The 18053-nt window shown below is 54.8% G+C and carries 18 protein-coding genes; 16 read left to right on the top strand and 2 right to left on the bottom strand.

The window, feature by feature from the left end:
* The first annotated feature begins 2 nt into the window (after positions 1 to 2).
* Positions 3 to 452 carry a ribose 5-phosphate isomerase B gene (gene rpiB, locus H6507_07165; GenBank protein MCB9368866.1) on the top strand — a complete coding sequence of 150 codons (450 nt, stop codon included), beginning with the start codon at positions 3 to 5 and terminating at the stop codon, positions 450 to 452.
* A 23-nt stretch (positions 453 to 475) separates the two neighbouring features.
* Entirely contained in the window at positions 476 to 1576 is a 1101-nt protein-coding gene (tal, locus tag H6507_07160; protein ID MCB9368865.1) for a transaldolase, read from the top strand.
* A gap of 74 nt (positions 1577 to 1650) precedes the next feature.
* On the opposite strand, the gene H6507_07155 is transcribed toward tal, so the two are convergent.
* Positions 1651 to 2493, bottom strand: coding sequence for a carbonic anhydrase (locus H6507_07155; protein MCB9368864.1), 843 nt, complete (start codon positions 2491 to 2493; stop codon positions 1651 to 1653).
* Positions 2494 to 2668: 175 nt separating this feature from the next.
* Between H6507_07155 and H6507_07150 the strand changes: the two genes are divergently transcribed.
* The 3 genes from H6507_07150 (at position 2669) to deoC (ending at position 4425) form a co-directional block, all read left to right on the top strand.
* Positions 2669 to 3007, top strand: a complete 339-nt coding sequence (locus H6507_07150) for an Hpt domain-containing protein (GenBank protein ID MCB9368863.1) — start codon at positions 2669 to 2671, stop codon at positions 3005 to 3007.
* Positions 3004 to 3645: a response regulator gene (locus H6507_07145; GenBank protein ID MCB9368862.1), complete on the top strand. Its 642-nt coding sequence runs from the start codon at positions 3004 to 3006 to the stop codon at positions 3643 to 3645. The genes H6507_07150 and H6507_07145 overlap by 4 nt, the downstream gene beginning before the upstream one ends.
* 114 nt (positions 3646 to 3759) lie before the next feature.
* Complete coding sequence (deoC, locus tag H6507_07140; GenBank protein ID MCB9368861.1) at positions 3760 to 4425, top strand: deoxyribose-phosphate aldolase; 666 nt, start codon at positions 3760 to 3762, stop codon at positions 4423 to 4425.
* Between the two features lie 70 nt (positions 4426 to 4495).
* On the opposite strand, the gene H6507_07135 is transcribed toward deoC, so the two are convergent.
* Positions 4496 to 6391, bottom strand: a complete 1896-nt coding sequence (locus H6507_07135) for a redoxin family protein (protein MCB9368860.1) — start codon at positions 6389 to 6391, stop codon at positions 4496 to 4498.
* A gap of 392 nt (positions 6392 to 6783) precedes the next feature.
* Between H6507_07135 and aroF the strand changes: the two genes are divergently transcribed.
* The 11 genes from aroF (at position 6784) to H6507_07080 (ending at position 18018) form a co-directional block, all read left to right on the top strand.
* The gene (aroF, locus tag H6507_07130) at positions 6784 to 7713 is read left to right on the top strand and encodes a 3-deoxy-7-phosphoheptulonate synthase (protein MCB9368859.1); all 930 of its coding nucleotides are present in this window, start codon (positions 6784 to 6786) and stop codon (positions 7711 to 7713) included.
* Between the two features lies 1 nt (position 7714).
* A complete protein-coding gene (gene aroA, locus H6507_07125) occupies positions 7715 to 9007 on the top strand; it encodes a 3-phosphoshikimate 1-carboxyvinyltransferase (GenBank protein ID MCB9368858.1) in 1293 nt (430 codons plus the stop codon).
* The gene (locus tag H6507_07120) at positions 9008 to 9847 is read left to right on the top strand and encodes a shikimate dehydrogenase (GenBank protein ID MCB9368857.1); all 840 of its coding nucleotides are present in this window, start codon (positions 9008 to 9010) and stop codon (positions 9845 to 9847) included. It begins immediately after the preceding gene.
* Complete coding sequence (gene aroC, locus H6507_07115) at positions 9844 to 11007, top strand: chorismate synthase (protein MCB9368856.1); 1164 nt, start codon at positions 9844 to 9846, stop codon at positions 11005 to 11007. The genes H6507_07120 and aroC overlap by 4 nt, the downstream gene beginning before the upstream one ends.
* Positions 10998 to 11519 carry a shikimate kinase gene (locus tag H6507_07110; protein MCB9368855.1) on the top strand — a complete coding sequence of 174 codons (522 nt, stop codon included), beginning with the start codon at positions 10998 to 11000 and terminating at the stop codon, positions 11517 to 11519. Before aroC ends, H6507_07110 begins: the two co-directional genes overlap by 10 nt.
* Complete coding sequence (gene aroB / locus H6507_07105; protein ID MCB9368854.1) at positions 11506 to 13071, top strand: 3-dehydroquinate synthase; 1566 nt, start codon at positions 11506 to 11508, stop codon at positions 13069 to 13071. Before H6507_07110 ends, aroB begins: the two co-directional genes overlap by 14 nt.
* 180 nt (positions 13072 to 13251) lie before the next feature.
* The gene (gene trxB / locus H6507_07100) at positions 13252 to 14238 is read left to right on the top strand and encodes a thioredoxin-disulfide reductase (GenBank protein MCB9368853.1); all 987 of its coding nucleotides are present in this window, start codon (positions 13252 to 13254) and stop codon (positions 14236 to 14238) included.
* A 49-nt stretch (positions 14239 to 14287) separates the two neighbouring features.
* Entirely contained in the window at positions 14288 to 15691 is a 1404-nt protein-coding gene (gene lpdA, locus H6507_07095; protein MCB9368852.1) for a dihydrolipoyl dehydrogenase, read from the top strand.
* Positions 15692 to 15722: 31 nt separating this feature from the next.
* Complete coding sequence (locus H6507_07090) at positions 15723 to 16142, top strand: hypothetical protein (protein ID MCB9368851.1); 420 nt, start codon at positions 15723 to 15725, stop codon at positions 16140 to 16142.
* 1 nt (position 16143) lies between these two features.
* On the top strand, positions 16144 to 16542 hold the full coding sequence (locus H6507_07085) for a hypothetical protein (protein MCB9368850.1): 399 nt from the start codon (positions 16144 to 16146) through the stop codon (positions 16540 to 16542).
* A gap of 9 nt (positions 16543 to 16551) precedes the next feature.
* On the top strand, positions 16552 to 18018 hold the full coding sequence (locus H6507_07080; protein MCB9368849.1) for a proline--tRNA ligase: 1467 nt from the start codon (positions 16552 to 16554) through the stop codon (positions 18016 to 18018).
* The last annotated feature ends 35 nt before the right edge of the window (positions 18019 to 18053 follow it).

Genomic DNA, 18053 nt, shown 5'->3' with positions numbered 1-18053 from the left:
AGATGATTGTCGCCGTCGGAAGCGACCACGCTGGGTTTGAACTGAAGAGAGAGTTGGTGAATATGGTGGCCGGACTTGGCCATCAGGTCGTGGATATGGGCACACACTCAACCGAAGCCGCCGATTATCCGGACTTCGCACGTGCGGTCGCGCGCGAAATAGTCGAAAACCGTGCCGACCGAGGATTGATCATTTGCGGCAGCGGCGTTGGAGCGTGCGTTGCTGCGAACAAAGTCAAAGGTATTCGCGCCGGAACGTGTCACGATACGTTCTCCGCGCGCCAAGGCGTTGAAGATGACGATATGAATGCGCTCTGTTTGGGGGCGCGCATCATCGGTGTCGAACTGGCGCGCGAAGTGGTCAGAGCGTTCTTGGCCGCGAAATTCTCGGGACTCGAGCGCCATCAAAGGCGCTTGAACAAAGTGCTCGAGATCGAAAAAGCCGGACGATAATGAAACAAAACGAGGAGAGATAGATGAGTCATCCCATTATGAAAGCCACTTTGGACCTCGGTCAATCGTTGTGGCTCGACTATATCAGCCGTGAGTTAATGGATTCCGGAGGTCTCGAACGTCACGTTGCCGAAGGGCTACGCGGAATGACGTCGAATCCTACGATTTTCGAGAAAGCGGTTGCCGGCAGCGAAGATTACGACGACGATATCCGAAAGGGTATCGCCAGCGAGTTGACGGCGAACGAAGTTTTTGAAAACCTCGCCGTCAGCGATGTCGCGCGCGCCTGCAATATGCTTTCGGGCGTCTATCAGGATTCCAAAACCATCGACGGCTACGTCAGCCTCGAGGTTTCGCCCACGCTTGCGCATGACACAAAGGGTACCGTCACCGAAGCCCTGCGTCTGTGGGAGCGTGTCAATCGCCCCAACCTGATGATCAAAGTTCCCGGTACCGTCGAAGGTCAGCCTGCGATTTTGGAATTGCTGACGCGCGGCATCAACGTCAACGTCACGCTGCTTTTCACTTTCCAGCAGTACGTCGATGTCTTAGAAACCTATATCAAAGCGCTCGAAGCTCGTCACGCAAAAGGCGAGGACCTGTCGAGAATCGCTTCAGTAGCAAGCTTCTTTGTCAGCCGCATTGATACCGTCGCCGACGCGCAGCTCGAGAAGAAAGGGCGCAAGGATCTATGCTCGAAGGGTGCCATCGCCAATGCGTGCATGGCGTACAAACATTTCCAAACAGTCACCGCATCTCCGCGCTGGAAAAAACTCGCCGACGCAGGTGCACAAGTCCAGCGTCCGCTTTGGGCTTCAACATCGACCAAAAATCCCGCTTACCCCGACACTCTCTATGTCGACGAACTGATTGCGCAACACACGGTCAACACCGTACCCCCCCAAACTCTTTCGGCCTTCAAAGATCACGGTAAACCCGCAGCCAATCTGCTGAAGAACATGGAGTCCGCAGAGAAAACTTTAACCGAAATGAAGAGTCTCGGTGTGGACATCGATCAAATCGCCTTTGATTTGATCGAGGACGGCGTGGTCAAGTTCGCGAAATCATATGACGACTTAATTTCCGCCATTGCTTCAAAACTCAAAGCTGGAGCGACGGCTTAGGCTCGCAAAGCAGCTGCACAAATTGAAAACGGTAGGTCGTGAGACCTACCGTTTCTATTTTCTGCCTTGCGCACTCAGTGCTTATATTTCGAATCGCGTTTTGAACTGCGAGACGATTGTGTTTGGTCCGCCGGCGTGTCGGTATACTTCTTTTCCGTCTTGGCTACGGATTCGTGAGTCGGTTCGGCAGGCTTTGGTTCGTGCGTCACTTTGGGTTTCGCTTCTTTCTTCGGTTCGACCTGCGCAATCTTGGCCGCACCCATTTGAGACTGCCATTGTACCGCACCCGTGGCGAGATCATACACCGCAGAAAGCACGACGCACTCACCGTCGGCGACAGCCTGCTCGATACTCAGAGATCCCGACAGCAGAGCCGCTGCGGAGTTGCGGGCATTCTCTTTGATTGCACCTGCGTAGAGATTCTCGCTGCCATAACCTTTCGACTCGCAGGCTTCGACGGACGGGCGGATTTCTTCGATAAGCGTGTTCAATGGTTCTGGGAAGTCCGAGTCCGATAGGGCTGCTCCGACCGCACCACAGTTCGTGTGGCCCATCACGATCACAACTGGGCAATGCAGGTGCCCGACTGCATAGTCTGCCGAGGCAACAACCTCCTTAGAGGCGACGTTGCCCGCTACGCGAATCACAAACAATTCGCCCAGTCCGGCGTCGAAAATCTGCTCCGGCGGCACGCGCGAGTCCGAACACGTGATGACACACGCATACGGAGTCTGACCGGCGGTAAGATGTTCTCGCTTCGCGGATCCGCTGTCCCAAACGTTGGGTTTGCCTTTGACGAATCGTTCGTTCCCTTTCCGCAGGTTCGATAGGGCCTCGTCCACAGTGCACGTTTGAGCATGGTCGCCGGCCAACGCTGCGGCAGAAAACACCAGTAAAACGGGAAGAATGTATCTCATTCCGAACTCCTTATAGTCAACACCGTGCATATTGCAAAGGATGTACCGATGATTACAACTCCCCACATTGTCCGAAACGGCGTATTTATTGCACATTCACGGGTGAATCCGTAAAATAGCCGATCTTAAACAGTCGATTACTATGGAGAACTCTATAACAAGTTCCACCCCGCACGTGAGCCGCGCGAGGCTTGACGAAATCGGTATGGGCGATCCGTCCTTCACCGTCGATTTGATTGATATTATGCTTGTCGACGGTATGGAGCGTATCGAGAAAATTCGTGCTTCCTTTACGACCGGCGACTGCGAGGAAGTCGGACGTACCGCTCATTCACTCAAGGGAGCCGCGCTTAACGTCGGAGCGTTGACGCTGGCGACGCTGTGCGCAGAGATTGACGATACCGTGCGGAAGCTGAGGATCGCGATCACCGACGATCAAGTTGACAAGGTCGAAGAGGAGTTTTCACTTGTCAAGGAAGAACTTCTGAACATCAAGAGTGAACTGTCCGCATGAAAGTACTTGCCGTAGATGACGACCGTGTCACATTGTTGACGCTCGAGAGGTTGCTTTCGAAGTTTGGATATGAGCCGCTCGTCGCGGTCAACGGAACGGATGCGCTTAAGGTGTTTCTTGAGCATCGACCCAAAATGCTCATTACGGACTGGATGATGCCCGAGATGGAGGGGCCGACGGTTGTCAAAACGATTCGCGCTTTTGCAGAATCGGAGTATACGTACATCGTGATGCTTACGTCGAGGCAAGACAAAGACGACATGATGGCCGGAATGCTCGCCGGAGTCGACGAGTTCTTGACGAAACCGATTGACCCTGATCAATTGCGCGCGCGGCTCCGCGTCGGCAAGCGTATCATGCAGCTTCAAGACAGCCTTGCCAACCGGGTCAAAGAGCTTGAAGCCGAGCGCCAACACGTGAAGATGCTGCAGGGCTTCCTGCCGATTTGTTCTTACTGCAAGAAAATTCGCGACGACGAGAATCTGTGGTCGCAAATCGAAGAGTATATTTCCGACCATCAGGACGTGCAATTCTCGCATTCGATTTGCCCCGACTGCTACGAAACGAAAGTCAAACCGATGGAAGAAGCATTTCGAGCGAAAAAGCTCGCGGAACAGCAGGCCGCGCAAGAAGCATAGAGTTTGTAAAGTCAAGATTCGCCGGCCGCAGCAATGTCTGCGGCCGTTTTGTTTTTACTCTTGCGAATTTGAATGCCAACTCGTATATTTGCGTAAACATGAATTGGAGATGCCATGACGAAGTCCGAAGCTGCGGCGCTGATTGACCACACTATACTTAAGGCTGAGGCAACCGCAGCGCAGATCGACAAGCTGTGTGACGAAGCACTGAAGCTCAATTTCAAAACTGTTTGCGTCAACGCGCGTTTTGTCCCACAGTGCGCAAAGAAGCTGGCCGGCAGTGAGGTTTCCGTATGTACGGTCGTCGGATTTCCGCTTGGCGCGACGAGCACGGAGTCAAAAGTCGCGGAAGCGTTGCAAGCAATCCATGACGGCGCCACCGAGATTGATATGGTGTTGTGGATCGGAGGTATGCTCAGCGGAGATTTCGCCGCGGTCGAACATGACATTCGGGCGGTTGCGGATGCTTGCCGCAGAACAGGTGCGTCGTTGAAAGTGATATTCGAAACGGCGATGCTTTCTGAAAGTCAGATCGTCAAGGCCTGCGAATTGTGCGTGAAGGCCAAAGCGCAGTGGGTGAAAACGTCGACGGGTTTCGGGCCGGGCGGCGCAACGCTGGAAGCGGTGGCCCTGATGCACAAGGAAGTCGCGGCACACGGATTGAAAGTGAAGGCGTCCGGCGGAATTAGAACGCTCGCTGATTTCGAAAAAATGATTCAAGCCGGAGCGGAACGTATTGGCACGTCAAGCGGCGCGGCAATTTTGAACGAGATTGCGTAAATTCATCGCTAAAGAAATGAGAAGCGGGCGACCATTGGGCCGCCCGCTTTGCTATGAGTCGGTTTTGTGTTTATTGCGGGAGAGACTTTATGGTTGCCGACACTTCCGCCATGCCGTTTGCGTTTGCATCTTCCGTCAAGTGAATTTTGTAACCTACGGAAACGGGTACGCACAGCCCCGCGTCCTTGTCCGTGCAATAGGCAAAGAACAACGTCGCGTCGGCGTCGCCGGGTTTTAGACTTGCAGCCGGTATCGTCACTTTCACGGGCAGCTCATGCTTGGAAGCCAATCCTTCGATCGGAGAGCCGTTGCCGAGATTCACGCTGTAGGCAAGTGGTGCTTCCTTGTTCAGGTGAACTCCCGAAGGAAGCTGCGCGCCTAAACTTAATACGAGGTCGTTTCCTGTCTGGAATTCAATCGCTGCGTCCGCCGTTGCGTCGTGGTCCATCGTCGTGGATTCCATCGTCCGCAATCCTTTTAGTTTGAATTCGCTCCACGAATTGTCTTTCAATGATACGCGGATGATGCGGTCGTGGTTCGTGTCAGCGATGTAGAGCCAATCGCCGTTGACAGAAATTCCACCGGGCTCGTAGAGCGAAAGTTTGTCGGGCGTTTCCGTCGCAAGGTCGGGAGAGCCTGAACCAATCAGGAAACTTGATTCCTTGGATGTTTGATTCAACTTCTTTATGCGATGATTGTACGTATCCGCAACCAAGACGTCGCCCTTGTAAACGGCGACTCCCAGCGGATGCTGCAAGAGCGTATTCTTGAATGAGCCCACTTTGTCTCCGAAATCGAAGAGTCCGCTGCCGACCAGAGTCTCGACGTCCGCTGTATTGATGTTGGCGCGGCGCACGGCGCTTACTTCACTGTCCGCAAAGTACAGCCAGTCGCCGTCGAGCCACAATCCCGACGGCTGGGCCAGAGCAGCCGAGCGGGTTCCCGTACCGTCGTAGATGTCTTCGCGGCCCGATCCGACCCACGCGCGCGCAACTCCCGTCGGCAAATCGAGAGCCCACAATTGATGCGGTCCCGCCATCGCTATATAAAGGGTGTTGCCATGCAGGACAAGATCCCACGGACTGTTCAAGCCTTGAGCCGTTCCTATTCCACCGCCGAGCCGATCGTAGACTTGTTCACCCGTGCCGCTTATCGTCGTGACGGTCTGTGCGGCGATATCCAATTTTCGAATCGTATTATTATCCGTGTCCGCGACATAGAGAACATTTTTCTGTTCGTCGTAGGCCACACCTTGCGGATTGTCAAATTCCGCTTCTGCGAACGACCCGTCTTTGTTGCCTTTCTTGCCTGAACCGGCTATTGCAAGCACATTCCCACTGCTGTCCGCGATCACAATGCGGTCATGATTCGAGTCAGATATAAACACGCGGTCCTTCTCTGCTTCAACTTTTCCGGGAAAAGCAAGTCCCGAAGCCGCCGGAACGCGCGCGTCTTGTTTGAATTCGGGTGGACCAGCGGCGAGCACGCCTTTTTCGCGACCCTCGTCAAGCAAGGCTTGAACGACGCCGTCGAGAACTTCGCGGTTGCCTTCGCCGGAGAGTTGACCGACCACTCTCCCTTCGGCGTCGACGACAGCAAGGGTCGGCCACGCGCGCACGCCGTACTCTGACCAAATGCGGTGATTCTCGTCCACGATCACAGGATGTGCAATATCGTAGCGTTGACAAGCGGTCAAGATGTTTTCCTTGTCGCTTTCATTGTCGAATTTCGCCGAATGCACGCCGATCACGACCACAGGCTGGCCTGCATATTTCTTTTCGATATATTCGAGATCGGGAAGTATGTGCATACAGTTGATGCAGCAATAGGTCCAAAAGTCCAACACCACGACTCGGCCATTGAGTTGATCTTGGATGTAGAGCGGACGGTCCGTGTTCACCCACGCAAAATCGCGCGGAAACTCCGGCGCGCGCACGCGGGACGTCGGAAGTTGCGGATGAGACATTGAGTTTGACTCCGATGAGGTTTCGTCTGCCACGGCTTCTGCCGCAGTCTTGAATGGGAAGGGAAGGCGCGCTGAGGGAGCAGGCCCGGAACATGAGCTGAATACGGCAAAAGCTATGAGCAAAGCCAAGCTAATCAGCAGCCACTGATGCTTAAAGGTCATTTGAGTAGAGGTGGGGTTGTGGGGAGGGATGGCGCGGGGGACTTACCCCATTGACGATTTCGAGTGAAAAAAGTTCCCCAGTTCCCATAAGATAAAACATAACGTTATAATTACTAATATTTTATAAATTCAGCAATTGTCCAAGTTTTCGCGACCCACTGTCGTTTTCCTTGAATAAGAAGGCGATTTTTTGTATTATTAGCAGCAATTTACGAAGAACTGCAGAAGCTATGTCTCGAGATCCCAAGAATCCGCTTGCCGATAGCCGTACTGAACGGCAAACCTCCCTGTCCGCCGGGCAATATGCGCATCCCGAAGTCAGTGGTTCAATGGCCTACCACCGCGTGTTGCGGCGCGTACATCCTGACGACACGATTGTCGCGGTGCGCGGCGTTGCGATAGGTGGCCAAGAGCTGGCCCTGATTGCCGGCCCTTGTGCAGTCGAATCCGCACAACAGTTGATGACTGCCGCTGAAAAGGCCGCCGCCAGCGGAGCGCATTTGCTGCGAGGCGGCGCATTCAAACTGCGCACGTCGCCATATGCTTTCTCGGGATTGGGAGAAGCGGGCTTGAAACTGTTGAGTGAGGCGCGCAGGGTCTCGGGATTGCCGATTGTGACGGAAGTCGTCGATGAAGAGAGCGTGCTGTTGGCCGCAGCTCATGCAGATATGCTGCAAATCGGCACGCGAAATATGCACAATTACGTTTTGCTTAAACAGGCTGCTGCGACGGGCAAACCGATACTTCTGAAGCGCGGGATGGCGGCGACGCTGGATGAGTTTCTGCACGCCGCAGAATATGTTCTGGCTGCGGGTAATTCTCAAGTCGTCTTGTGCGAGCGCGGCATACGAACTTTTTCGGATTTTACGCGCAACACGCTCGACTTGAATATCGTTCCCGCACTCAAGCAATTGACACATTTGCCGGTGATTACGGATCCCTCGCACGGTACGGGTCGCGCGGAATTGGTTGCGCCGATGGCGCGCGCGTCCATTGCCGCTGGTGCGGACGGTGTTTTGATCGAAATGCACCCGGAACCCGAGCATGCGCTTTCCGACGGCTACCAGTCGCTTGATCCCGAAGAATTCTCTGAGTTAGTCGGTGATCTTGCAAGGCTTGCTCCGATCGTGGGACGGACATTGTCCCGCCGCGGAAAGTAGGGTGAGCGTCGCGCGTATCACCGCCGCCGCGTCTCCGCTGTTCGCACAGTTGACGCTGTCCGGCGACAAATCCGTGTCGATTCGACGTGCGCTGCTCTCCTTGTACACGCCCGACACAATTCGGTTAACAAACTTTGGGGCGGGAGAAGACTGCGAAACCGCGCTGCGCTGTCTCGTATCGCTTGGAAAACGTGTCGAACGCGGCGAAGTCTTCGTTACGATCAAGCACCGCGAAACCGTTCGCAAGGCAACACTCGATTGCAGAAATTCGGGCACCACAGCGAGACTGCTGATGGGAGTACTGGCCGGGCGCGACGGTGAATGGACGTTAGAAGGCGACGAGTCACTTTCCAATCGTCCCATGGAGCGTGTCGCGCAGCCGTTGCGTACGATGGGCGCGCAAATTGAGCTCAGTCCGGGAGGCGTTTTACCCGCGCGATTGATAGGTCGACCACTTGTAGGCACGGATCACAACTTAACCCTTTCAAGCGCGCAAGTCAAAAGCGCGCTTTTGTTAGCTGGACTTTCAGCGAATGGAGCGACGCGTGTGCGCGAACCGTTTCCCTCGCGCGATCATACTGAAAGATTACTGGGACTTGCGCAAGACGCCGACGGCTGGTGGAGCGTAGACAAATCGAACGTTCCTGACGCGACTCTGGTATTGCGCGGCACGATTCCGGGCGACATTTCAAGCGCCGCGTTTTGGGCCGTGGCGGCTTCGCTCGTGACGGGCTCGGACATTGAGTTGAAGAATGTCGTCTTGAACCCGACTCGCACAAGCTGGATTCGAAGTCTGAAAAACTCTGGTGCGGACATTGTTGAACGTGTCGAGCGCACCACGGCCGGTGAACCGGCGGGTTCGCTCCACTTCAAATATGGAGTGTTGCGGCCGCTGCGAATCACGACTCAAGATGTGCCGGGGCTCATTGACGAAATCCCCGCGCTCGCGGTGCTTGCGGCCACAATTGACGGCGAGTCGATTTTCGAGAACGTCGGCGAATTGCGCCTCAAAGAAAGCGACCGTTTGCAGGCGATTGTGGAAGGACTTGCAGAAATGGGCGCTGACGTCTCCGTTACCGGACAAAACCTCCACGTCACCGGCGGCAAGAAACGAAAAGGCGTGAAGATTTCGCCAAACCATGATCACCGCATCGCGATGGCGTTTGCTTTGGCCGGACTTGTTGCGGAAGGCGTCACGACGATTGAACAGGCCGAGTGCGCGGCGGTGTCGTATCCCGGCTTTTTTGCGGATTTGAAAAAAATGGCAGAGAATTCAGTTACACTTTCGGAGTAGATGGCTTACCGTTTCGGCCTGATTGGCGAACATATTGCAACCAGTTTGTCACCCGTGATGTTTTCGTGGGCATTTCAGCACACGGAATCGTCGGGCAGCTATACGCTGTTCGATTTTCCGCGCAGACTCGCGCGTTCATTCTTGTTGCGCGCGCGCGTGGATTGGGACGGGCTAAATGTAACGGCGCCGCACAAAGACCTCGCATACACTCTGTGCGATGAACTTTCGGAAACTGCGCAAAGGGCCCGCGCTGTCAATACGCTCGTGCGTAAACAGGGTACGCTGATCGGTTACAACACCGACGTCGCGGGATTCAGATTCGCTCTCGAGCAACGACTTGAACTCGTTTCGCATGCGGAGAAAGTGCTTGTTATCGGCACGGGAGGTGCCGCGCGTGCAGCCCTTGTCGCCATCAGTCAGTTGCTGACCCCGAATGAAATCGCGGTGGCGTCCCGCCGACCTGCCGACGCGCTTGAGCGGATCACACATGTGCTTTCTGCACCTTTCGCGCCGACTCTGATCACGCATGCCAAGGCCCGCAAAAGGCTGCATGAGTTCGACATAATCGTGCAAGCCACGCCGGTTGGTCATCTGTCGAATCCTGGTTTTCCGCTCGATCCACCTTTCGCTTTCAAGCCCGGTGCGCTTGTATTCGATTTGATTTATTCTCCGCGCCGGACGTTGTTCTTGGAAACTGCAACGTCGTTCGGTGCAATACCGGAAAACGGATTGGTGATGCTGCTTGCACAAGCGGCCGAGAGTTATCAGATCTGGACAGGCAAGCCTTTTCCGCTGGAACTCGCGGTCAGAGAACTTTTGCCGGAGTTGCGCAATTCATGATAAGATTTTTGACAGCCGGAGAAACTCACGGCCCCGGTTTGACGGGTATTCTTGACGGGATGCCCGCTGGACTTGCGATCACCGAAGCAGAAATAAAAATTGATCTGCTGCGCCGCCAAAAGGGCTATGGCCGCGGAAGCCGCATGAAGATCGAACATGATCACGCGAAAATCCTCGGCGGTGTGCGTTATGGCAAAACTCTCGGGGCGCCTATCGCGCTCTTTATCGAAAACCGCGATTGGGAGAACTGGAAAGAGAAGATGTCGATTGAAGATCCGGGCGAAGGAAATCGCATCGACAAGCTCACGAATCCTCGTCCCGGACATGCGGATTTCGCAGGCTCGATAAAATATCACCACGACGACATTCGCAACGTTATCGAACGTTCTTCGGCACGCGAGACCGCGATGCGAGTGGCGCTTGCCGCAATTTGCAGAAAATTCCTGTCCGAGTTCGGTATTCGCGTGTTCAGTCACGTCGTAAAAATCGGCGGCGTCGATGCCGCGCCGATGCGTACGGACGTTTCGCTCGAAGAGTATTTCGCGCAGGTTGAAGCCAGTTCGGTGCGTTGCGGAGATCAAGTCGCCGACAAGAAAATGGTCGATCTGATCGACGACGCCGTGATCAAAAAAGACACTCTCGGCGGAGTGTTTGAAGTCATTGTGGACGGTTTGCCCGTTGGACTGGGAAGTTTTGCGCAAGGGGACAGACGCCTTGACGGCATTCTTGCGCAAGCCATGATCTCCATTCATGCGATGAAGGCTGTCGAGTTCGGTATGGGATTCGAAGTCGCGAACGTTTTCGGAAGTCAAGTACACGATCAGCTCTATCCGCAGGATAAGTACGTCACACGCAAAACCAATAATGCCGGCGGAACGGAAGGCGGGATGAGCAACGGTGAGCGCATCGTCATGCGTGTTGCGATGAAACCGCTTTCGTCGCTGATGCAGCCGCTCGACTCCGTGAATCTCGCCACGGGCGAACCCGTCGAAGCCTTGCGCGAACGCAGTGACGTGTGCGCAGTTCCCGCGGCGGGAGTCGTGGGCGAAGCGATGGCGATACTCGCTCTCATGAATCCATTTATGGAGAAATTCGGCGGAGATTCGATGAGTGAAATCCGCGCGCATTTTGACGCCACTCCGGAGTCACCATGGCGATAGTCTATCTGTGCGGATTGCCCGGCTCCGGCAAGTCTACGATCGGAGCTATGCTGGCGAAGCTGCGCGGCCAACCTTTTATTGACTTGGACAAAATGATCGTCGAACGCGCCGGGATGGATATTCCGGCGATTTTTCGCTCGCTCGGTGAACCTAAGTTCCGTGACTTCGAAAATATCTCGCTCGTCCAAGCTGCCAGCCGCGGCGAAAGCGTAATTGCTTTGGGCGGTGGAGCGTTGGAGCGCAAAGACAACCGCGATGTCATCCTCGCGAGCGGAATTTTGATTTGGCTGCAAGCTCCGATTTCTTTGCTGGCCGCAAGGACTCTCAATCAATCGGACCGTCCGCTGCTCGACCCGGATGACACTCTCCTCGAACGAGTGGACAGATTGCGCGCGTTGGCCGAACAGCGGCACGAACAGTTCGAATTGGCCGCGCTGACTTTTCCCACGACGGATGAAGATCCCATGCAAACGGTGCTGACGATTCACGAGGCGATCGATGGACTCGTTTGAGTTGCGTACGCAAACTGGCGTCGTGCCGGTCCGCTTCGCACGTGCGGACGCGACGTGGATTGCCAATGAGCTGAGCCGCGTGTTCGGCGCTCGCAGGCCGCGCGTAATGCTGATCACTGACGAAAATGTTGCACTCCATCACTTGGAGTCGCTGCGAAATTTGCTCTTGCGCGACGGCTATTCATGTGTTGAGTTTGTTCTTCCTCCGGGTGAAGAGCAGAAGAACCTGAATCGTGCAAAGTCAATACTCGACGTGATGGCGCAAAAACGATTCGCGCGCGACGACGTGATTATTGCGCTTGGCGGTGGAGTTGTGACGGATTTGGCAGGCTTCGTGGCGAGTATCTATTTGCGGGGAATCGAGTGGCTGGCCGTTCCCACGACGTTGTTAGGTATGGTGGATGCGGCAATCGGCGGCAAGACGGGAGTGAATCACGAACTCGGCAAGAACATGATCGGTGCATTCCACCAACCTAAGTGCGTGCTGGCGAATTTGGCCTATATTGACACTCTCGCGCCGCGTGAAATTCGGTCAGGTGCTGCGGAGATAATAAAAGGCGCGCTGCTCGTTGGCGGAGATTTTTGGCGTGAGATTGAAGAAGCGGGATCGGACGCGCTGTCGTGGAATTCGCGCCGATTTGAAGAGTTTGCCGCGCGCGGTGCTGAAGTCAAGATTGATATCGTTTCGCGCGACGAGCGCGAGAGCGGTGAGCGCATGCTCTTGAATCTTGGGCATACGTTCGGACACGCGCTCGAACGGGTCGCGGGCTACGGCACGCTGGCTCACGGAGAAGCCGTGTTCTACGGTCTTCGTGCAGCCGTTAAGTTGTCGGAATTGTCGGGCCTCCTCTCGCCGCAGCGCGCGCGAGCTCTGGAAAAGTGGCTTTCAAGTATTTCATTGCCGAAAATCGTCTGCTCAGAAGATGACCTGTTGGAGGCCGTTCGCTCAGACAAGAAAACCGCGTCAGGTAAGCAGAGGTGGATTCTATTGCGCGACGTCGGCAAACCGGTGATTAGCCACGATGTTCCCGATCAATCGGTGAGAGAATGTGCGGCGTGGCTTGCGGAAGTGACTCGAAGCGGGGAAGAGGTGGTTGCGATTCCCAGACGGAGACGTGTCGCGATTTTGAACGGGCCGAACTTGAATTTGCTTGGCACTCGCGAGCCTTCGGTTTACGGAACGACCACATATGACGACTTGACTGCACTCTGTCAAGAGTGGGCAGAAGATCTAAGTTTTGACGTGCTGGTAAGACAGAGCAATCACGAAGGGGAATACTCCGAGCTTATTCAATGGGCGAGGCGTTGGGCTGACGGACTTATCCTAAATCCCGGTGCGCTGACACATACGTCCGTGTCCGTGCGTGATGCTCTCGCGGCGGCAAATTTGCCTGCAGTCGAGGTACATGTGAGCGATCCTGCGGCTCGTGAGGAATTTCGCCACACGTCTTTGATTTCCGATTTGTGCGGTAAGACAATTAGCGGCAAAGGTATTCAAGGCTATCAGCTTGCTTTGGTTGAGCTTGCGTTCGCCTTACCGGAAACCACATAGCAGCTGTGCGGGTACAATGGGTACTTTCAGGCGAATGTCCGCTTGAAATTCCGCCCATTATTCCGTAAGTTGAGTATTCACCGGAATCTATCTATTCTAAATGTGAAACTGGTCACAAACTTCGGGCGGAGTGACGAGTTTCTTGTTTTAAGTAATTGAATAACAGGACATTTGAAGCAAATGAGCCGCACCATTCATAACGTCATCATCATCGGCTCCGGACCGGCCGGACTGACCGCAGCTATTTATGCCGGACGCGCAAACTTAAACCCCGTAGTCGTTGACGGCATCCAGCCCGGAGGCCAGCTTATGATCACCAGCGACGTCGAAAACTACCCCGGATTTCCCGATGGCATTGAAGGCCCCGAACTGATGGAACTGTTCCGCAAGCAGGCCGCGCGATTCGGTACGACGTACGTGGAGGACGAAGTTATCTCAATCGACACGACGTCCCGCCCGTTTAAGGTCAATCTCGGTTCAAACGATCCGCTCTACGGTCACTCTGTAATTGTCGCGTCCGGCGCGTCCGCCAAGTGGCTGGGACTTGAAAATGAGAAAAAAATGCAGGGCAGAGGCGTGTCTGCTTGCGCTACCTGCGACGGATTTTTCTTCCGCGGAAAAGTCGTTGGGGTCGTCGGCGGAGGAGATACGGCGCTGGAAGAAGCATCGTATCTAACTCGTCATGCGTCGAAAGTTTATCTGATTCACCGCCGCGACGCGTTTCGCGGGTCAAAAATCATGCAGGACCGCGTACTGGAAAACCCGAAAGTCGAAGTTATTTACAATACCGTCGTCGAAGACGTGCTTTCAGACGCCAATCAAACTGCTGTGAACGGTTTGCGTTTGAAGAACGTCGCAAGCGGCGAAGTCAGCGATTTGCCCGTGGAAGGTTTCTTTGTGGCGATCGGACACGAACCGAACACGAAGATCATCCGCGATATTTTGAAAACGGATGAGGCCGGCTATGTCTTGCATCATCCGGATTCGTCTTGGACGGATATCGACGGATTGTTTGTTGCGGGCGACGTGCATGACAACCACTACCGTCAGGCGATTACAGCCGCGGGTGCGGGCTGTATGGCCGCGATTGACGCGGAACGCTGGCTGGAAGTCCAGGCTCACGAAGGAAAACTCAAGGCCGCCGAAGATAATCTGGCGACGGCTTAATCTCAATATGACTCGCTTGCAGTGAGCGCTGCGGGCAAATAAGTTTACAATGGCAGCAACTGAATTTGATATCGTCGTCTTAGGCGGAGGACCGGGCGGATACGTCGCGGCAATTCGAGCGGCGCAGTTGGGACTCTCGACATGCGTCGTCGATGAACAGCCGCTCGGCGGAGTGTGCGTAAACTGGGGATGTATTCCCACGAAGGCCCTTCTGAAGGCCGCCGAACTTTATCAAGACATTCAACACGTCGCACCGACGATGGGCATTCACGCGACGACGAACGGAGTGGATTGGGATAGAATCATCCAGCGTTCGCGTGAAGTTTCCGAGAAGAATTCGTCAGGCGTCGAGTTTCTCGTGAGGCGCAGCAAAATTCACCGTCCCGTGGGCCGGTTCCGCATCGTCGGGGACAAGGAAATCGAAGTCCACGAGCCGAAGAATCCCGACAAAGTCATCGACCGGATTCGCGGCAAACATATGATCATCGCCACGGGCAGCAAAGACAAATCGCTGCCGGGTGTTAATGTCGATCGCGACAGGATTATCACGTATATGGAAGCGATGTCGCTGCCCAAACAGCCGAAGTCGCTCGTGATTGTCGGCGCGGGAGCGATTGGCGTCGAGTTCGCTTATTTCTACAAAGCTCTCGGCACCGATGTCACCATGATTGAAGTGCAGCCACGCATTCTGCCTTTGGAAGACGTCGATTCGAGCAAGGCTGTTGAAACCGCTTTCAAGAAAATGGGCATGAATGTGATGACCAACACGCGTGTGCGCTCGGTCACGCCTTCGAAGAACGGCGTCACGGTCGAAATCGACGGCAATGACAAGACTATCGGAGCAGACTATTGCATGGTCGCGATCGGCTTTGCCGCAAATGTCGACGGATGGGGTTTTGAAAAGACCGGCGTTGCGCTTGATCGAGGTTTTGTCAAGGTCGACGAATTCTTCAAAACGAATGTTCACGGCTACTATGCCATCGGTGACGTAATCGGCGCGCCGCAACTTGCGCACACGGCGTCGCATGAAGGCATCGTGTGCGTCGATGCGATTGCGGGCAAGCATCCGCATCCGATTGACTACACGAATAACCCCGCATGCACATACTGCCAGCCGCAGGTCGCAAGCGTAGGCTACTCCGAAGAGAAGTGCAAAGAACTCGGGCTCGAATACAAAGTCGGAAAGTTTCCGTTCAGCGCGTCCGGCAAGGCCCGCGCAATCGGCCATACGGACGGACACGTCAAGTTGCTCTTCGACAAACACTACGGACAATTGCTCGGTGCCCATATCGTCGGCTCAGAAGCGACCGAGATGATCGCGCAGCTTGCGCTCGCACGTGTGCTCGAATGTACGCCCGAGACGATTTACAATACTGTTCACGCACATCCGACGCTGACTGAAGCCGTCATGGAAGCCGCACTCGCTGCGGACGGTCGCGCCGTTCACATGTAATCCGTTTCTTGCGGAGCTTGGAGCTTCATCCATGAAATCGCTTTTTTTTGTCTCACTATTGATACTTGTGTCGTTCGCCAACGCAAGCGACTACGGACTTGGTCATGCGCTTGACCAAGTTGGTCAGGTAGATATGAACAATGCGCCGCAGCGCGTCATGCCGCTCTACGAACAAGGTTGGAATGAAGGCGCAAAAGTCGGCGATTCCCGCGCCGGCAAATTAGGCTGGTTCGGTTTGGGTGTGGTCGGAAACATTCCCTTTATGTGGCTGCCGTGGGTCGTGAATCCGCGCCGTCCGGCTAAGCCGCCGATTCAGGCTGAAGAAGAATTCAACAGCGGTTGGAAGAACGGCTACCGCGCCGGATGGAAGAACGCTCACAAGGGCTTCTACATCGCGGGCGCAATCGTGTCCACCGCCGCTGCCGTTACCGTTGTGGCAACTCAGGAGTAGCATGATCCGTTTCGTCCCGCTTATTTTGACACTCTTGCTTGTCGCCGCAAGCTGCGGCAAGAAGGCAGAAGAACCGAAAGCAGAAATTCCCGTTGCCAAACCGAACGAAGAAATGCGCAGGCCCGATCCGGCCGAGTTTGTGGATATGCACTTCTTGGATGAGCAGACGGCCAAGCGCGACTCCGTGCGCAAACAAATTGACTTGCTGCGATCTCGCTCCGTGATCGACCGAGCTGAAATCACGGCGATCATCAACCGGCGCAAGGGCGAACTGATTACTCTTAAGAAAAACTTGAAAGCCAGCACGTCGCTGACTTCGGCGCAGCGTGACTCTTTGATTGCTCCGCTCGAACAAGAATCCTATGAACTATCTGACGACTTGATTGCCGTCGCAAAATAAACCCACTACATGGCCAAGAACATTACTCCCCGGAGTAAAGATTACTCCGAGTGGTATCTCGACCTCGTCCGCGAAGCTAAACTTGCCGACTATTCGCCCGTCAAGGGCTGCATGGTGATTCGTCCCAACGGCTATGCCATTTGGGAAGGAATCCAACGTCAGCTCGACAAAATGTTCAAAGACACCGGGCACGTCAACGCGTATTTCCCGATGCTGATTCCGCAGAGCTTTCTTGAGAAAGAAGCGGAGCACGTCGAGGGATTTGCGATGGAGTGCGCGGTCGTAACGCATTCCGGTCTCGAACCTGATGGTACGGGCAAACTGAAGCCCAAAGGTAAGCTCGAAGAAAATTACGTGCTGCGTCCGACGTCGGAAACGGTGATTTGGGCCATGTACAAGAATTGGGTGCAGAGCTACCGCGATCTCCCGATTCTGATTAACCAGTGGGCGAACGTCTACCGCTGGGAAATGCGCACGCGTCTGTTCCTGCGTACGGCGGAGTTTCTTTGGCAGGAGGGCCACACCGCGCACGCGACTGCCGAAGAAGCCGTTGAAGAGACCATCAGGATGCTCGGTGTTTACCGCGATTTTGCCGAAAACTACATGGCTATGCCCGTCATGTACGGCTTGAAGAGCGAAGGGCAAAAATTCCCCGGTGCGGTGAATACGTATTGCATCGAAGCGATGATGCAGGACAAGAAAGCTCTGCAAGCGGGAACGTCACACTTCCTGGGTCAGAATTTCGCCAAGGCGTTCGACGTACAATTCCAGACCGATCACAATACGTTGGACTATGTCTGGGCGACGTCGTGGGGAGTATCGACGCGCTTGGTAGGCGGGTTGATCATGACGCACGGCGATGACGACGGTATTATCGTCCCGCCGAAACTTGCACAGTGGCCCGTTATTTTCATACCAATCGCGCGCAAGGAAGATGAACGAGCGTCGGTGATGGAAGCCGTAAATCGCATGAAAGCCGAGCTTTCCGCCGCGAATATCGGATCTCGTGTCGATGAAAGGGACAATGTCACGCCCGGCTTCAAATTTGCAGAAGCTGAGTTATTCGGATACCCGGTTCGTGTCGAATTGGGGCCGCGCGACTTGGCTGCCGGAAATTGCATTGTGACCCTGAGGCACAACCGCGAAAAGATTACGGTTCCGCTCGCAGGCCTGGCCGCCGAGATGCCCAAACTCTTGGACCGCGTGCAAAACGAACTCTTGGAAGCGGCCCGCGCGCGTATGACCGAAAATACGAGCAAGATCGAATCGTACGACGAGTTCAAAGAGTTCATCGCGGCAGACAGCGGATTTGCGCTCGTGCATTGGGCGGGCGATACGGCTGATGAAAAGCGCATTCAGGAAGAGACCAAAGCTACGCTGCGCGTCATCCCGATGGATGCCGAAAAGGAAGAAGGCAAGTGCTTCCTGACCGGCAAGCCGTCGTCCCAGCGAGTGGTCTTTGCCAAAGCATACTAATTCTTTTGATAGTCGAATCTTGATCGTTTGCGCCG

The sequence above is a fragment of the Calditrichota bacterium genome (assembly GCA_020637445.1).
In the GTDB taxonomy this organism is placed as follows: domain Bacteria; phylum Electryoneota; class RPQS01; order RPQS01; family RPQS01; genus JABWCQ01.
This window is presented reverse-complemented; position numbering and strand designations above follow the sequence as displayed.

Coding starts and splice junctions, on each gene's coding strand:
- rpiB (MCB9368866.1), top strand. CDS start 3: ATGATTGTCGCCGTCGGAAGCGACCACGCTGGGTTTGAACTGAAGAGA.
- tal (MCB9368865.1), top strand. CDS start 476: ATGAGTCATCCCATTATGAAAGCCACTTTGGACCTCGGTCAATCGTTG.
- H6507_07155 (MCB9368864.1), bottom strand. CDS start 2,493: ATGAGATACATTCTTCCCGTTTTACTGGTGTTTTCTGCCGCAGCGTTG.
- H6507_07145 (MCB9368862.1), top strand. CDS start 3,004: ATGAAAGTACTTGCCGTAGATGACGACCGTGTCACATTGTTGACGCTC.
- deoC (MCB9368861.1), top strand. CDS start 3,760: ATGACGAAGTCCGAAGCTGCGGCGCTGATTGACCACACTATACTTAAG.
- H6507_07135 (MCB9368860.1), bottom strand. CDS start 6,391: ATGTCTCATCCGCAACTTCCGACGTCCCGCGTGCGCGCGCCGGAGTTT.
- aroF (MCB9368859.1), top strand. CDS start 6,784: ATGTCTCGAGATCCCAAGAATCCGCTTGCCGATAGCCGTACTGAACGG.
- H6507_07120 (MCB9368857.1), top strand. CDS start 9,008: ATGGCTTACCGTTTCGGCCTGATTGGCGAACATATTGCAACCAGTTTG.
- aroC (MCB9368856.1), top strand. CDS start 9,844: ATGATAAGATTTTTGACAGCCGGAGAAACTCACGGCCCCGGTTTGACG.
- H6507_07110 (MCB9368855.1), top strand. CDS start 10,998: ATGGCGATAGTCTATCTGTGCGGATTGCCCGGCTCCGGCAAGTCTACG.
- aroB (MCB9368854.1), top strand. CDS start 11,506: ATGGACTCGTTTGAGTTGCGTACGCAAACTGGCGTCGTGCCGGTCCGC.
- trxB (MCB9368853.1), top strand. CDS start 13,252: ATGAGCCGCACCATTCATAACGTCATCATCATCGGCTCCGGACCGGCC.
- lpdA (MCB9368852.1), top strand. CDS start 14,288: ATGGCAGCAACTGAATTTGATATCGTCGTCTTAGGCGGAGGACCGGGC.
- H6507_07090 (MCB9368851.1), top strand. CDS start 15,723: ATGAAATCGCTTTTTTTTGTCTCACTATTGATACTTGTGTCGTTCGCC.
- H6507_07085 (MCB9368850.1), top strand. CDS start 16,144: ATGATCCGTTTCGTCCCGCTTATTTTGACACTCTTGCTTGTCGCCGCA.
- H6507_07080 (MCB9368849.1), top strand. CDS start 16,552: ATGGCCAAGAACATTACTCCCCGGAGTAAAGATTACTCCGAGTGGTAT.